The 14,212-nt window shown below is 63.3% G+C and carries 13 protein-coding genes and 6 tRNA genes; 6 read left to right on the forward strand and 13 right to left on the reverse strand.

Features of this window, described 5'->3' with window-relative positions; translation table 11 throughout:
- Positions 1 to 77 precede the first annotated feature (77 nt).
- The gene (locus LGQ10_RS10110) at positions 78 to 2,309 is read right to left on the reverse strand and encodes a DNA internalization-related competence protein ComEC/Rec2 (RefSeq protein ID WP_226525471.1); all 2,232 of its coding nucleotides are present in this window, start codon (positions 2,307 to 2,309) and stop codon (positions 78 to 80) included.
- Between the two features lie 140 nt (positions 2,310 to 2,449).
- Between LGQ10_RS10110 and LGQ10_RS10115 the strand changes: the two genes are divergently transcribed.
- Entirely contained in the window at positions 2,450 to 2,962 is a 513-nt protein-coding gene (locus tag LGQ10_RS10115) for a DUF2062 domain-containing protein (RefSeq protein WP_058436633.1), read from the forward strand.
- Positions 2,963 to 3,012: 50 nt separating this feature from the next.
- Here the strand turns inward: LGQ10_RS10115 and LGQ10_RS10120 are convergent, their stop codons facing one another.
- The 4 genes from LGQ10_RS10120 to LGQ10_RS10135 form a co-directional block, all read right to left on the reverse strand.
- On the reverse strand, positions 3,013 to 3,792 hold the full coding sequence (locus LGQ10_RS10120) for an ABC transporter permease (RefSeq protein ID WP_058436634.1): 780 nt from the start codon (positions 3,790 to 3,792) through the stop codon (positions 3,013 to 3,015).
- Positions 3,789 to 4,721, reverse strand: a complete 933-nt coding sequence (locus tag LGQ10_RS10125; protein ID WP_058436635.1) for an ABC transporter ATP-binding protein — start codon at positions 4,719 to 4,721, stop codon at positions 3,789 to 3,791. Before LGQ10_RS10125 ends, LGQ10_RS10120 begins: the two co-directional genes overlap by 4 nt.
- A gap of 132 nt (positions 4,722 to 4,853) precedes the next feature.
- Positions 4,854 to 5,477 carry a glutathione S-transferase family protein gene (locus LGQ10_RS10130; RefSeq protein WP_058436636.1) on the reverse strand — a complete coding sequence of 208 codons (624 nt, stop codon included), beginning with the start codon at positions 5,475 to 5,477 and terminating at the stop codon, positions 4,854 to 4,856.
- A 42-nt stretch (positions 5,478 to 5,519) separates the two neighbouring features.
- A complete protein-coding gene (locus tag LGQ10_RS10135) occupies positions 5,520 to 6,179 on the reverse strand; it encodes a transglutaminase-like domain-containing protein (protein ID WP_058436637.1) in 660 nt (219 codons plus the stop codon).
- Between the two features lie 227 nt (positions 6,180 to 6,406).
- Between LGQ10_RS10135 and LGQ10_RS10140 the strand changes: the two genes are divergently transcribed.
- Together LGQ10_RS10140 and LGQ10_RS10145 are read left to right on the forward strand one after the other, a co-directional pair.
- Positions 6,407 to 8,854: an acyl-CoA dehydrogenase gene (locus LGQ10_RS10140; protein WP_226525472.1), complete on the forward strand. Its 2,448-nt coding sequence runs from the start codon at positions 6,407 to 6,409 to the stop codon at positions 8,852 to 8,854.
- Positions 8,855 to 9,082: 228 nt separating this feature from the next.
- A complete protein-coding gene (locus LGQ10_RS10145; protein ID WP_058436154.1) occupies positions 9,083 to 9,490 on the forward strand; it encodes a PA2817 family protein in 408 nt (135 codons plus the stop codon).
- A 49-nt stretch (positions 9,491 to 9,539) separates the two neighbouring features.
- On the opposite strand, the gene LGQ10_RS10150 is transcribed toward LGQ10_RS10145, so the two are convergent.
- Complete coding sequence (locus LGQ10_RS10150) at positions 9,540 to 10,487, reverse strand: LysR family transcriptional regulator (protein ID WP_226525473.1); 948 nt, start codon at positions 10,485 to 10,487, stop codon at positions 9,540 to 9,542.
- A gap of 89 nt (positions 10,488 to 10,576) precedes the next feature.
- Between LGQ10_RS10150 and LGQ10_RS10155 the strand changes: the two genes are divergently transcribed.
- Complete coding sequence (locus LGQ10_RS10155; protein ID WP_226525474.1) at positions 10,577 to 11,203, forward strand: alanyl-tRNA editing protein; 627 nt, start codon at positions 10,577 to 10,579, stop codon at positions 11,201 to 11,203.
- Between the two features lie 39 nt (positions 11,204 to 11,242).
- Positions 11,243 to 11,875 carry a LysE family translocator gene (locus LGQ10_RS10160; protein WP_226525475.1) on the forward strand — a complete coding sequence of 211 codons (633 nt, stop codon included), beginning with the start codon at positions 11,243 to 11,245 and terminating at the stop codon, positions 11,873 to 11,875.
- 95 nt (positions 11,876 to 11,970) lie between these two features.
- Here LGQ10_RS10160 and LGQ10_RS10165 read toward each other — a convergent pair whose 3' ends face one another.
- From LGQ10_RS10165 to LGQ10_RS10195, 7 genes are all read right to left on the reverse strand, one after another.
- A complete protein-coding gene (locus LGQ10_RS10165) occupies positions 11,971 to 12,264 on the reverse strand; it encodes a GTP-binding protein (protein WP_226525476.1) in 294 nt (97 codons plus the stop codon).
- A 127-nt stretch (positions 12,265 to 12,391) separates the two neighbouring features.
- Positions 12,392 to 12,467 (reverse strand) — tRNA-Gly (locus tag LGQ10_RS10170).
- A 3-nt stretch (positions 12,468 to 12,470) separates the two neighbouring features.
- Positions 12,471 to 12,546 (reverse strand) — tRNA-Glu (locus LGQ10_RS10175).
- Positions 12,547 to 12,651: 105 nt separating this feature from the next.
- Positions 12,652 to 12,727, reverse strand: a tRNA-Gly gene (locus tag LGQ10_RS10180).
- A 3-nt stretch (positions 12,728 to 12,730) separates the two neighbouring features.
- A tRNA-Glu gene (locus LGQ10_RS10185) sits at positions 12,731 to 12,806 on the reverse strand.
- A gap of 105 nt (positions 12,807 to 12,911) precedes the next feature.
- A tRNA-Gly gene (locus LGQ10_RS10190) sits at positions 12,912 to 12,987 on the reverse strand.
- A 2-nt stretch (positions 12,988 to 12,989) separates the two neighbouring features.
- Positions 12,990 to 13,065: transfer RNA gene (locus LGQ10_RS10195), tRNA-Glu, on the reverse strand.
- Between the two features lie 384 nt (positions 13,066 to 13,449).
- Between LGQ10_RS10195 and LGQ10_RS10200 the strand changes: the two genes are divergently transcribed.
- Complete coding sequence (locus LGQ10_RS10200; protein WP_226525477.1) at positions 13,450 to 14,208, forward strand: hypothetical protein; 759 nt, start codon at positions 13,450 to 13,452, stop codon at positions 14,206 to 14,208.
- The last annotated feature ends 4 nt before the right edge of the window (positions 14,209 to 14,212 follow it).

Raw genomic sequence — 14,212 nt, forward strand, 5'->3', positions numbered from 1 at the left:
GCCACTCTAACATAGGGGCCGGACGCACCGAAGACCGTGATGTCGCATGTTCCCGGGCTTTAATAACCCACGGTTATTTAAGGCATTGTTGGCGCCTCGCGCCAGAAACGCCGCTGCCCCCGCACGCTGTAGACAGACCCGAAGGTTCCTAGCTGCACCCGCAGCGCCCCTTGCTCGGCACTGTCATAAAGAGGCACGCCCAAGTCCCGATACCGCGCCACCACCTGTGGATGTGGATGGCCGTAGGCATTGCCTCGACCTCGGGACACCAGCACCGCTTCGGGCTGCAACCGTAGCAACAGGGCCCGGGATGACGAAGTCCGGCTGCCATGGTGCGGCGCCTGCAGCCATTGGGTGCGCAGCGCCAGCGGGCTGTCGAGCAAGGCCTTCTCGGCATGGATGTCGATATCGCCCGTGAGCAGCAAGCGCTCGCCACGGGCCTCGACCTGCAGGACGCAGGAAGCCTGGTTGCCGTCGCGGGCCTGGTCCCATTGCCACTGGCTGAAACGCACGCCATCCCATTGCCAGCTCGCCCCGGACTCGCAGGGCCTGGCACCCAGGGCAGGCGGCAAGGCCTGGGGCTCGCCACTGCGCACCAGGCGCACCGGCAGCGCACGCTGCACCGCCAGGGCACCACCGGCGTGATCGTTATCCGCATGACTGAGCAGCATCAGGTCCAGTTGCCGGATACCCAGCCGGTGCAGGGTCGGCACCACCACTCGCTCGCCCAGGTCGAAGTCGCCGCTGCGAGCGCCGGCGTCATACAGCATCGCGTGATTACGGGTACGCAGGATGAACGACAAGCCCTGCCCCACATCCAGCTGCCAGACCTCGGCCTGGCCATGGGGCACCCGCTGCGGCGGCGGCCACACCACCAGCAGCAACAACGGCCAGCCCAGGATCCGCAATGGCACGCCCGGGGGCAACAGCAGCAACAGCGCCCCCAGGCTGCCCAGCCCCCAGACCCAGCCGGGAAGCAGCGGCGCTACCCAGGCGGGGCACCATCGGGCGACAACGCCCAGCCAACCAAACAGCCAGTCCAGCAATCCGCCGGCCAGCCACAGCAAACCCTCGCCCACCGCGGGTACAGGCAGCAACAGGCATCCCAGCAAGGCCGGTGGCAGCACCAGGAAGCTGATCCAGGGGACGGCCAACAGATTGGCCAGCGGGCCACTCACGCTGATGGGCAGGCCCAGGGCCAGCATGGCAGGCAACAGGCCGATCGCGACCAGCCACTGGGCACGGGTCCAGCTCTGCCACCAGCGCCAGGTCCCCAGGCGACCGGCAAAGGTGAAGACCAGCACCGCCACCGCCGCGAATGACAACCAGAACCCGGGTTGCAAGCTGGCCAGGGGCTCGAACAGCAGCACCGCATCGAGCGCCAGCAGCAATGGCCACCAAGTGCCCAGGTGACGGAAACGCAAGCGCCAGAGCAGGACCAGGGCCACCATTACGCAGGCACGCTGCACCGGCACATCGAACCCCGCCAGCAAGCCATACCCCAATGCACCGAGAAACCCCAGGGCACAGGCCCAGGGCAGCCAGGGCCAGCGTGCCGGCCATACGCCCAGCCGTGCCAGCCCCGCCACGGCGAGGTAGATCACCCCGGCCAGAAGGCTGATGTGCTGCCCCGAAATGACCATCAGGTGCACCGTTCCAGTGTCTTGCAGCAGTTGCCAGTCTTCACGCGCCAGCCCGGAGCCATCACCCATCACCAGGGCCGCCAGGCCGCCGGCCCGGCCATGGGCCTCGACTGCCAGCAAGCGCTGGCGCAGGCGGTCGCGCCAGGCGCCATGGGCCGGCGCCTGCAGATGGCCGTCCTTGACCGTACCGATAGCGCCGACTCGCCGGGCCAACAACCAGGCCTCGTAGTCGAAACCCTGCAGGTTGAGCATCCCCACGGGACGTCGCAAGGTGACCGCCAGGCGCCATCGCTCGCCGCTGCGCACCGGCGGCCCGTCGCGCCAGCTCAGGCGCATCAGCCGTGGCAGGCGCTCACGCCGGGACTGGGCATTGTGCAGTTCGAAACGCACCACCCCCGCACTCGCCTCCGGCAAGCCGGTGACCCGCCCCTCCAGCCAGCGAGTCTGCCCATCCAGGCGGGATACCAGGCGATCGTCGAGCGCCCACTGAGCACAAGCACAGGCCCAGGTGAAACCGAATAGGAAAAATGCCACCGGATGTGTACGAAATGGCAGCAGCATCAAGGCCAGCACCGACATCGCCAGCAACGACCAGCCCGGTGGCAAGACCGGCAGAAAACCCATTGCCAGCAGCCCCGCAGCCAATGCCAGCATCCCTGTGCGCATAAACCAGCCCATCCATGGCAGTCCCTACCCTTGGCTTAGCCGAGGATGGCCGGAGGGGGCTTTATCATTTGTCACAATGTCTGAATTTTCGATGGTTACAATCCGGTCATAATCGACGCTTGACCCGACCGAGAAGCCTTATGCCCCGGCGCTTATTCAAACGTTACATGCCAGACCCCACCAGCATCCGGGAACACAAGTCCTTACGCTTTCTCGGCACACTGCTGCATGACGCCAACCTCTGGCACCTCAATCGGCATTCCGTGGCCCGGGCCATGGCCGTTGGTCTGTTCGCCGCGTTCATCCCGATCCCGATGCAGATGCTCCTGGCCGCCGTGCTGGCCGTCTGGCTGCGAGCCAACATGCCCATCAGCGTCAGCCTGGTGTGGCTAACCAATCCCATCACCATGCCGCCGGTGTTCTTCTGCACCTATCAACTGGGGGCCTGGTTGATGAATGTACCGCCACGCACCCTGCCCGACAGCCTCACCTGGGAATGGATCAGCAGCCAGCTGGCGACCCTCTGGCAACCCTTCCTCCTCGGCTCGGTAGTGGCGGGCCTGGTGCTGGGAGCCCTGGCCTATTGCCTGACCATGCTCTACTGGCGCTGGTGGGTCGGCCGCCAATGGCGACGGCGCAAGCAGCGGCAGTAGAAACGACAACGGCCTCCCGAGGGAGGCCGTTTTCATTGGCGCAATGCTGCTTACTGGCGCATCCCGCGCCCGCTGACCAGCAGCCGGGCGCAGCCGACATAGAGCACCGCAGTGGCTGCCAGCATGAAGGTGATCGCCGTGCCGATGCTGATGTCCGACACGCCGAGAATGCCATAGCGAAACGAGTTGACCATGTGCAGCACCGGGTTGGCCAGGGACACGGTCTGCCAGAACGGCGGCAGCAGGTTGATCGAGTAGAACACTCCGCCCAGGTAGGTCAACGGCGTCAGCACGAAGGTCGGGATGATCGAGATATCGTCGAAGTTGCGCGCGAACACCGCATTGATGAAGCCCAGCAGCGAAAAGATCGTGGCCGTCAGCACCACCACCAGCACCGTCACCCCCAGGTGGTGCACCTGCAGCTTGGTAAAGAACAGCGACAGCAGGGTCACGATGATCCCCACCATCAACCCGCGCAGCACGCCCCCCAGGGTGTAGCCAATGAGGATGGTATGGGGCGACACCGGCGACACCATCAGCTCTTCGATGGAGCGCTGGAACTTGCTGCCAAAGAAACTCGAGACCACGTTGCCGTAGGAGTTGGTGATCACCGACATCATGATCAGCCCTGGCACGATGTACTCCATGTAGGTGAAGCCACCCATGTCACCGATTTGCCGGCCAATCAGGTTACCGAAGATGACAAAGTACAGGACCATGGTGATGGCCGGCGGCAGCAGGGTCTGCGGCCAGATTCGGGTGAAGCGCTTGACCTCGCGGTAGACGATGGTATTGAGCGCCACCATATTGGGCTTGAACTCCGAACTCATATCGCCACCTTCGACAGGTTTTTCTCCACCAGGGACACGAACAGCTCCTCAAGTCGATTGGTCTTGTTACGCAGGCTCAGCACCTCGATGTTCTGCAGTGCCAGCTGGCTGAACAGCCCGGTGATGCCCATGGCCTTGTCCACCTGGACCTCCAGGGTATGGCTGTCCACCAAGCGAGTCGGATAGCCGACCAACTGCGGGGCCGCACCCAGGTCACGCTTGAGGTCCAGCAGGAAGGTTTCCACGTGCAGCTGACCGAGCAACTGACGCATGCTGGTGTTCTCGACGATGGTGCCGTGGTCGATGATCCCGATGTTGCGGCACAACTGCTCGGCTTCTTCCAGGTAGTGGGTGGTGAGGATGATGGTGATGCCCTTCTGGTTGAGCTCGGTGAGGAAGCTCCACATCGAACGGCGCAGCTCGATATCCACCCCGGCAGTGGGCTCGTCGAGAATCAGCAGCCGCGGCTCGTGGACCAGGGCCCGGGCGATCATCAGGCGGCGCTTCATGCCCCCGGACAGCGAACGCGAAGGCACGTCGCGCTTGTCCCACAGGCCGAGCTGGGTCAGGTACTGCTCGGCGCGTTCCTTGGCGACTTTCGCCGGGATGCCGTAGTAGCCGGCCTGCGTCACGACGATGTCGAAGGTCTTCTCGAACTGGTTGAAATTGAATTCCTGCGGCACCACGCCGATGCAGCGCTTGAGCGCTGCCGGCTGGCGATCCAGGTCATGGCCGAAGACATTCACCGTGCCGCTGGTCTTGTTCACCAGGGTCGAGAGAATGCCGATGGTGGTGGATTTGCCAGCCCCGTTGGGGCCAAGCAAGGCAAAGAAATCACCTTCGGCGACATCCAGATCGATACCACTCAGGGCCTGGAAACCGTTGCCGTAGGTTTTGGTTAGCTGCCGGATGGACAGAGCGGAACTCATATCGGATTCATGCACCAAGAAGGGAGAGAGTTATAGGTAAGGGCGGCCCGAGCGGATTGCAACGATGCCGGACGCCCGCCATGTTGCGTGCCGACGCCGCGCAAGTACAGTCATGCCTGTCGATAGTGGGTATTAAGTCAACGCGGTCATCACCACCCGGCGATAGGCCGGACGCTGTTTCAGGCGTTGGTACCAGGCTTCCAGGTGAGGCATCGAGGGCCGCTCGATCGGCATCTCGAACCAGGCATAAATGAAACTGCCCAGGGGAATGTCACCCATGCCGACCTGCTGGCCGGAGAGGTAGGGCTGTTTTGCCAGTGCCTGGTCGACCCGTCCCAGCAACTCGGCGCACGTGTCCCTGGCTGCGTTGATCTGCACCCAGTCCTGCTCGGCCGCCGGGGTTCGCACTACCCCCCAGAACAGGGGACGGAACACATCGGCGAAGCTCGAGGTCGTCCAGTCCATCCACTTCTCGGCGCTGGCTCGTGCCTGCACATCGGCGGGGTACCAGGGCGTACCGCCAGCGTGCCGAGCCAGCAGGTAACGCACGATGGTGTTGGATTCCCAAAGCACGAACCCTTCGTCCTCGATCAACGGGATGCGGCCATTGGGGTTCAGGGCCCGGTACTCGGGGGTGTCTACCACTCCGAAGGCGCCACCGGCATCCAGGGACTCGTAGGCCAGCCCCAGCTCCTCGGCGCACCACAGTGCCTTCCTGACATTCGACGAGTTCTTGCGACCCCAGATCTTCAGCATGACCATCCCTCCATAATGAATGCCGGGGCAGTCTACGCCTGATCAGCCGCCACTCAAATCGCTGCGCATGTCGCCCAGCAACTGGGCGCGCGGCTCGCTGAACAGATGTGGATAACATTTCTCCAGATGGCTGAAAAAGAAGCGCTCCGGAACATCGGCGAACTGCCCGTGATCCACCAGGTATTCCATCATCTGCTCGCCCTGGCGATTGAAGGGATGGAACACACTGTCCTGCACCCCGTCGAAATCCAGCGGGGCCACATCGAACAGTTCGCACAGGTGCAGGTTGAACGCGGGCGTGGCCTTGACCCAGCGCCCGTCCAGATACAGCTCGGTATAGCCGTGCATGGCGAACACGTCACTGCGCAACAATTCCAGCAGGCGCGGGGTCGACAGATGATTACGCACGTCGGCCAGGCCGATGCGGGCGGGAATTGCGCAATGCCGGGCACAACCGGCCAGCAGGGTGGCCTTGGGCACGCAATAGCTCTCTGCCGTGGCCAGGGCATGGCTGCCGCGCAGGGTTTCGGGGTCGAGGCTGAAGGTATAGGGGTTGTAGCGCACGGCTTCGCGCACCGCGTAATAGAGGCTCACCGCCTGCTGCCGAGGGTCACGACTGGCACCGCGATGAGTTTCGGCGAACTCCACCACCGCAGGGTGGTCACTATCGATGAAGCGGCTGGGACGCAAGTACTCGTGCATGGGCTTGACCTCCAGGTGAAGCCTGAGTCTATAGGCGCCTGCGGCCCAGAGATAACGACGTTTCAGCCAAAGATCATGGCCTGTTTCATCCAGCCGGACGGAATGTGCAACTGACGTCCACCGGCCAGGGCCAGCATGGCACCCGCACCGCCCCGACCACCCGCTTCGTCGCCAGCCGACTAAGCTCTGAAGGTGCTTTGGGCCCCTGGCTTCATGGAGGATTGAATATGCTGTTGTTGTGGATACTGGTTCTGCTGGCTGGCGTCGCCTATCTGGCACACAGGCGCACCGCCCCGCTGCCCGCCCTGGGCGTGGTCGCCCTCTACCTGCTGGCCATGGGTGCCTTCAGCCATGCTCCCGACTGGCTGCTGCTGGTGTTCTGGGTACTCCTGGCGGCAGTCGCCGCGCCCCTGCTCCTGCCCGACCTGCGGCGCAAGCATTTCAGCGCCCCCTTGTTCAACTGGTTCCAGAAGGTCCTGCCGCCGATGTCGCAAACCGAACGCGATGCCATCGATGCCGGCACCGTGTGGTGGGATGGCGAACTGTTCAGCGGCCGCCCCGACTGGAACACCCTGCTGGCCTACCCCAAGGTCCAGCTCACCGAGGAAGAGCAGGCCTTCATCGACGGTCCTACTGAAGAACTGTGCGCCATGGTCACCGACTGGCAGATCGGCCAGCACATGGACCTGCCGGCCGAAGCCTGGACACACATCAAGGAGCACGGATTCTTCGCCCTGATCATTCCCAAGGAATACGGTGGCAAGGGGTTCTCCGCCTATGCCCATTCCCAGGTGGCTATGAAGCTGGCGACCCGCAGCGGTGACCTGGCCTCCACCGTGATGGTCCCCAACTCCCTGGGGCCTGCCGAGCTGCTGCTGCACTACGGCACCGACGAACAACGCAACCACTACCTGCCGCGCCTGGCCCGCGGCGACGACATTCCCTGCTTCGCCCTCACCGGTCCCCTGGCCGGCTCCGATGCCGGCGCCATGCCGGACACCGGCATCATCTGCAAAGGCCAGTGGCAAGGCGAGGAAACCCTCGGCCTGCGCCTGAACTGGGAAAAGCGCTACATCACCCTGGGTCCGGTCGCCACGTTGCTGGGCCTGGCCTTCAAGGCCCACGACCCGGACCACCTGCTGGGCGATGAAGAAGACCTGGGCATCAGCCTGGCCCTGATCCCCACCGACACTCCCGGGGTGGAAATCGGCCGCCGCCACCTGCCCCTGGGCGCCGCCTTCATGAACGGCCCGAACTCGGGCAAGGACGTATTCATCCCCCTGGACTTCCTCATCGGCGGCCAGGAGATGCTCGGCAAAGGCTGGATGATGCTGATGAACTGCCTGTCGGTGGGACGCTCGATCTCGCTGCCGGCCGTAGGCACCGGCGCCGCCAAATTCACCAGCCTGGTGACCGGCCAGTACGCCCAGGTGCGGGAACAGTTCAATGTGCCCCTGGCTGCCTTCGAAGGCATCCAGGAAGCCCTGGCCCGCATCGGCGGCAATGCCTGGCTGATGGACAGCGCGCGCATGCTCACCGCCAACGCCGTGGACCTGGGGGAAAAACCCTCGGTGCTATCGGCGATCCTCAAGTACCACCTCACCGAGCGCGGCCGCGAGTGCATTGGCCACGCCATGGACGTGCACGGCGGCAAGGGCATCATCATGGGGCCCAACAACTACCTGGGCCGCAACTGGCAGGGCGCACCGATCTTCATCACTGTCGAGGGCGCCAATATTCTCTCGCGCAACCTGATGATCTTCGGCCAGGGAGCGATCCGCTGCCATCCGTTCGTGCTCAAGGAAATGGCCCTGGCCGGACGCGAGGATCATGACCAGGCATTGAAGGAATTCGACGCCCTGCTGCTCAAGCACATCGGCTTCGCCGTGAGCAACGCTGCCAGCACCCTGGTGCTGAACCTGGGCCTGGGCCACTTCGAAGCGGCGCCGGGGGACAAGCTCAGCCAGGGCTACTTCCGGGCCCTGAACCGCCAGGCTGCGGCCTTCGCCCTGCTGGCCGACCTGTCGATGATGCTCCTGGGGGGCGAGCTCAAGCGGCGCGAACGCCTGTCCGCACGCCTGGGCGACGTGCTGAGCCACCTGTACCTGGGCTCGGCGGCACTCAAGCGCTACCACGACCTGGACTCGCCGGAGTACCTGCAACCGCTGCTGGCCTGGGCCATGGAGGAAAGTCTCGGCCAGTCGGAGCGTGCCCTGGACGAGCTGCTGCGCAACTTCCCCAGCCGCACCTTCGGCTGCCTGCTGCGGGTCCTGGTGTTCCCCTTTGGCCGGCGCCATACCGGTCCTTCGGATCACCTGGATGCCGAAGTGGCGGCGATCATCGGCCGGGCCCAGGGCGATCCCGCCCTGGAAGCGGTACTCGCCGGCTGCTACCGGCCACAATCGGCAGACGATCCGGTAGGCGCCCTGCAGCACGCGAGCAACCTGCTGAGTGCGGCGCACCCCTTGCAGAAGAAGCTCCACGAAGCGCTGAAGAGTGGCCAGGTCAAACCAGGTGCTGGCGAATCGGCCATCGACGCGGCACTGCAGGCCGGCGTCCTGCAGGCCGCCGAAGCGCAAAGCCTGCATGCAGCCGAAGCAGCGCGACGCAAGGTCATCGATGTGGATGACTTCGCCAAGGAAGAACTGACCCTGGGCGAAGGCAAGATCCGCTAGCAGGCCGTTGAAAGAGGTAAGCGAGGCAGCCAGCGCAAGGCAAAAACAGGCGAAAAAGCGCAGTTTACGAGTGGTAAATGAGCATTTTGAGCGTGTTTCAACGCAGCGATGGCAACGCAGGTAGTTTTTCGACGGCCTGCCAGGCGACCGCCCTTGGGCTGGTCGATTATGAAACCGGGCGCGGGGGCTATATACTCCCGCGCCCGTTTTGCTCTTGAGGACCCTGTCATGTCCAACACCGTCGCCGACCATCTCGTCCTGCTCGACCACCTGCGCAGCATCCTGGTGGCCGTGGGAGAAGCCGAACAGGTTCCCGAAGAAAGCCACGCGCTGTTCCTGGAGCGCTTCGACGAACTGCGCGCCTCGCTGCCGATCGACCCGATCGAAAGCCAGTACCTGGGGCAGGACCTGCTGTGCCAGATCATGCAGCGCTACCCGCAGATCGCCCATCTGGTTCCGCGCGACCTGCTGTGGTACTTCGCCGGCGACTGCCTGCACTACATGCCCGACGAGGAAATCGACCTGTACCAGACCCTCGAGGAGCGCCGCTACGAGGCCGAACAGAACGACGAGCCGTTTGACTGGAACCAGGAAAAGCAGCTGCTGGCGCTCTCCGACCAGGACAGCCGGCACTGATCACGCCCCTGGCACCCAAGGCCCGCACGGTTTTACCGGCGGGCCTTTTTCATGGGCCCGCCCTGCCCGGTCGGTTCAGGGTCGGCTCCTTGGCCAGGCACTCCACCAGGTAGTCGATGAAGACCCGCAGCTTGGGCGGCAGGTAGCGGGTCGGCGAGTGCAGTAACCAGGCACCGCCGTGATAGGACGCCAGGAAGGTCCAGTCCGGCAGCACCTGAACGATCAGCCCCTGCTCCAGGGCATGACGCGCAGTGAAATACGGCAGGCTGCCGATCCCCAGGTGCTGTTGCACCGCATCCAGGCGCACGCCTGTGTGGTTGGCCGCGTAGCGCCCTCGCACTCCCACGGTCACCGCCTTGCTGCCCTGGGTGAACTTCCAGCGGGCATCACCAGGTGTCTCGCCCAGGTAGATGCAACTGTGCTGGCGCAGGTCCTGGGGATGGACTGGCGTGCCGTGCTCCGCCAAGTACTGCGGCGTAGCGCACAACAGGTGGTCGATGCGCAGCAACTGGCGACCGATCAGCCCCGGCGGCGGACGATCGGTGATACGGATTGCCAGGTCGACATGGTCATCGATCAGGTCGACATCCCGATCCTCGTGCAGCAACTCCACATCCACCTTCGGGTAGCGCCGCAGGAACTCCGCCATGTGCGGATGGACCACGAAGCGTCCCACCGCCTTGGGCACGCTGACCCGTACCAGGCCTTGGGCTTCATGGGTGAACTGGCCGCTGACTTCCATCACCGAACGGGCCGCACTGACCATCTCGCTACAGCGCTTGAAGACCTCCTCGCCGCCGTCGCTCAAGCGCAGCTTGCGGGTGGTGCGTTGCAACAGTCGGGTGGCCAGGGCCTTCTCCAGACGCGAGATGCTGCGACTCACCGCCGAAGGCGAGGAGCCCAGCTGGCGCGCGGCCTCGGAGAAACTGCCGGTTTCCACCACGCGGACGAAAATGGCCATTTCAGCCAGCAGGGACAAGGGTAGATTTATGCTCATGACGCAACAGTCCATTGAGTTTTGAATGGATTATCACGCAATTGATGTGGCCACATAATAAAAAGACACACGACTCCAGGGTTTGAAACATGACGCTGCGCCTGTATTACCAGCACGATCAATTGAATGTCCCGGTCGAAGTATTGAGTTGCTCAGGCGACGAGGCCCCCTACACCGCGATCCTCAGCACAACCCCCTTTCACCCCCAGGGCGGTGGCCAGCCCAGCGACACCGGCTGGATTGGCCAGGCCCAGGTATTACGAGTACTCCTGGCTGGAGAACAGATCGTGCACTACCTGGCTCAGCCGCTGCTGCCAGGATCTTTCGAAGCACGGGTGGACCAGGCCTCGCGCGAGTTCAACAGCCGCATGCATTCAGCCGGGCACCTGATCGGCCACTTCGTGCAAAGCCGGGGCTGGACTCCGATCAAGGCCCACCACTGGCCCAACGAAGGCCGCGTGTCGTTCACGCCGGGGGCAGCCCCCCAGGCCATCGACTGCGCCCTGGTGCACAGCGCTGTCGAGCAATGGATAGAGGCCGATTTCCCGCGCCATGTCCACATGGAGCAAGGGATGCGCCAGATCAGCTTTGGCCCGTTGCCGGCCTTTGGCTGCGGCGGCACCCATGTGCGCCAGCTGCGTGAGCTGGGACGGGTGCGAATCCAGTCGGTCACACAGAAGAAGGGCGTGCTCTCGGTCAGCTACGACCTGGGTTGAAAACGCCCTCGCCCACCCAACCTGCCTCGCGGAGTTTCCATGCTGTCCAGTTATCTCGGTGAATTCACCGCCCTGGCGGTGGTTCACTTTCTCGCCGTGCTCGCCCCCGGCCCGGACTTTGCCGTCACCATCCGCCAGAGCGTGCGCTTTGGGCGGATGACAGGCACCTGTACCGCCCTGGGCATCGGCGCCGGCATTTCCGTGCACGTGCTCTACACCCTGTTGGGGGTAGGCGCCCTGATACACGCCACGCCGTGGCTACTGAGCGCCGCCAAGCTGCTGGGTGCCGCCTATATCCTGTACCTGGGCATCAGCCTGCTGCGTAGCAAGGCCAAGTCCAGCGTCCCGGGGGAAGCCGAACCGGAGCTGGCACCACAGACACTGCCACGGGCCTTTGTCACCGGTTTCCTGACCAACGCCACCAACCCGAAGGCCACCCTGTTTTTCCTGGCGATCTTCACCACCCTGGTCAGCGCCAGCACACCGCTGGGCATCCAGGCACTGTATGGCGCCTGGATGTGCCTGGTGAACGGCCTGTGGTTCGTCATCGTCGCGCTGTTCTTTTCCAGCCCGCGGGTGCGCTTGCTGTTCATGCGCCTGGGGCACTGGTTCGAACGCTGCATGGGCCTGGTCTTGCTGCTGTTCGCCGGACGGTTGCTGCTATCGCTCTGAGCCCACGGCCAGCCGGGCATCACTGGCTGGCTGCCGAGAGACCGTCTGCTCCAGGGAGGCGCACAGCGATTCTGCATCCAGCTGCCTTGAACCGATCACCACCAAGTAGCTGGCCGGGACCTCTTGCCCCTGCCAGGTCCCTGCAGCTGGATATCCAGGCGTGAGCCCACCAGATGCAGGACGAAGCGTCGCTGCGGGCAATCCTTCAGGTAGAGAAAACCCTTGGCCCGATAGACGTGCTCCGGAAACTCGCCGAGCACCTTGCGCAGCGCCTTGAGAGACAAGGGGGCCGCACTCTGCCAACTGAAACTGCTGAACAGATGATCATGTCGCGGGGATCCCGTTGCAGCGAAACCGGCCTGGCGAACAGCCGCCGAGAATGGCAGCACACGATTGGGGCTGGCTTGGCCGCGGACCGCTGGAGCCCTCGGACAAGGGCCAGGGCAAACGAGCGCAGTGGCGCCTTTTCGCGCGCAAACAAAAACGCCGCTCGAATGAGCGGCGTTTTTGTGAATTTGGAGCGGGAAACGAGACTCGAACTCGCGACCCCGACCTTGGCAAGGTCGTGCTCTACCAACTGAGCTATTCCCGCAAATGGCGTCCCCTAGGGGACTCGAACCCCTGTTACCGCCGTGAAAGGGCGGTGTCCTAGGCCACTAGACGAAGGGGACACGCTACCCGGAACACATGGTGTGTGTTTCGGTGTTCCAGCCCCGCATCCGAAGACTTGGTTCTGGTTTCACTCAGCCTCGCCCGAAGGCCAGACCGTTTAAAATTGGAGCGGGAAACGAGACTCGAACTCGCGACCCCGACCTTGGCAAGGTCGTGCTCTACCAACTGAGCTATTCCCGCAAATGGCGTCCCCTAGGGGACTCGAACCCCTGTTACCGCCGTGAAAGGGCGGTGTCCTAGGCCACTAGACGAAGGGGACACGCTACCCGGAACACATGGTGTGTGTTTCGGTGTTCCAGACCCGCATCCGAAGACTTGTTCCTGGTTTCACTCAGTCTCGCCCGAAAGCCAGACCGTTTAAAATTGGAGCGGGAAACGAGACTCGAACTCGCGACCCCGACCTTGGCAAGGTCGTGCTCTACCAACTGAGCTATTCCCGCATTGGCGTCCCCTAGGGGACTCGAACCCCTGTTACCGCCGTGAAAGGGCGGTGTCCTAGGCCACTAGACGAAGGGGACACGCTACAACATTCACTTCCTTCAGCGTTTCGCGCTTTGCTTTCCGCTGAAAGTGGCGCGCATTCTATGGATGCTTTGAGAGGTCGTCAACCCCCAGATATAATTTTATTTAAATCAATGACTTCGAGGTGGATTGAGGGCCGTCGCAGGGTTTTCTGCTGCCCGGGCTTTGACGCCTATATTCTGTCACCCGACAAGGCGTTATAGTCCTCGCAGCCGGTGATATCAATTTGAATCCAGGGACTGCCCTGGCGCTGCCGTGCCTATTAAAGGTGGACAGCACAATCCGTCCCCGGCTCGTCGAGCGGCGCTATGCGCCCCAATGCCAAGCCACTACACTCGCACGCGAAATCCTATAACGAGGTTTTAACGGTGACACCACTCATGATCACCCTGCTGGTAATAGCCGGGATCGCACTATTGATCGCCATTGGCTACATGAACCATGTGGTGGAAAACAACAAGCTGGAAAAGGCTCGCACCAAGGTCGAACTCAATGACCGCCTGCGCCGCTGCGGCGAAATCACCGAAACCTTCCCCGGCCAGTTCATGACACCGGCCCTCAAGCTGCTGTTGACCCGCCTGGAACTCAACGTCGTGCAGCGCATGATCAACCTCGACAAGTCCGACGCCAAGCTCAAGGCACGCCTGGCCGAACTCATCACCCTGGTGGGCCAGGGCGAGTCGATCCCGGTGAACAACCCGCCCGCGCCGATCCAGACCGAAGCCAAGGCCAAGGACGTGCGCTTTCTGCTGGAAGCCATGCATGGCCAGGTGACCCGCGCCGCCCACGACGGTTTCCTGCAACCCAATGAAGCCAAGCGCTGGATCAAGGAAATCCGTCACATCCTGGTGCTGCTGCACATCGAGTTCTTCAACAACCTGGGCCAGTACGCCCTGCAGCAGAATCAGCCGGGCCAGGCCCGCCTGGCCTTCGAGCGCGGAGTGCAGTATCTGCGCAAGCAACCGGATCCCAAGGTCTACAGCGAACAGCTGGAGTACCTGGACAAACTCCTGGGTCGCGCCAATGCCATGGTGCTGTCCACCCTGGAGCCGGCTGAAGACGAGGTCAACGAGCTGACCCAGGGCCTGAAGGACGTTGAAGCCGACGCCGACTGGAAAAAGAAGGCCATCTACGACTGATCGA

Source organism: Pseudomonas sp. L5B5 (assembly GCF_020520285.1).
In the GTDB taxonomy this organism is placed as follows: domain Bacteria; phylum Pseudomonadota; class Gammaproteobacteria; order Pseudomonadales; family Pseudomonadaceae; genus Aquipseudomonas.

Bases quoted from the DNA above. Each gene is read 5' to 3' on its own strand.
- LGQ10_RS10110 (WP_226525471.1), bottom strand. From the start codon at position 2,309: ATGCGCACAGGGATGCTGGCATTGGCTGCGGGGCTGCTGGCAATGGGT.
- LGQ10_RS10115 (WP_058436633.1), top strand. From the start codon at position 2,450: ATGCCCCGGCGCTTATTCAAACGTTACATGCCAGACCCCACCAGCATC.
- LGQ10_RS10120 (WP_058436634.1), bottom strand. From the start codon at position 3,792: ATGAGTTCGGAGTTCAAGCCCAATATGGTGGCGCTCAATACCATCGTC.
- LGQ10_RS10125 (WP_058436635.1), bottom strand. From the start codon at position 4,721: ATGAGTTCCGCTCTGTCCATCCGGCAGCTAACCAAAACCTACGGCAAC.
- LGQ10_RS10130 (WP_058436636.1), bottom strand. From the start codon at position 5,477: ATGCTGAAGATCTGGGGTCGCAAGAACTCGTCGAATGTCAGGAAGGCA.
- LGQ10_RS10135 (WP_058436637.1), bottom strand. From the start codon at position 6,179: ATGCACGAGTACTTGCGTCCCAGCCGCTTCATCGATAGTGACCACCCT.
- LGQ10_RS10140 (WP_226525472.1), top strand. From the start codon at position 6,407: ATGCTGTTGTTGTGGATACTGGTTCTGCTGGCTGGCGTCGCCTATCTG.
- LGQ10_RS10145 (WP_058436154.1), top strand. From the start codon at position 9,083: ATGTCCAACACCGTCGCCGACCATCTCGTCCTGCTCGACCACCTGCGC.
- LGQ10_RS10150 (WP_226525473.1), bottom strand. From the start codon at position 10,487: ATGAGCATAAATCTACCCTTGTCCCTGCTGGCTGAAATGGCCATTTTC.
- LGQ10_RS10155 (WP_226525474.1), top strand. From the start codon at position 10,577: ATGACGCTGCGCCTGTATTACCAGCACGATCAATTGAATGTCCCGGTC.
- LGQ10_RS10160 (WP_226525475.1), top strand. From the start codon at position 11,243: ATGCTGTCCAGTTATCTCGGTGAATTCACCGCCCTGGCGGTGGTTCAC.
- LGQ10_RS10200 (WP_226525477.1), top strand. From the start codon at position 13,450: ATGATCACCCTGCTGGTAATAGCCGGGATCGCACTATTGATCGCCATT.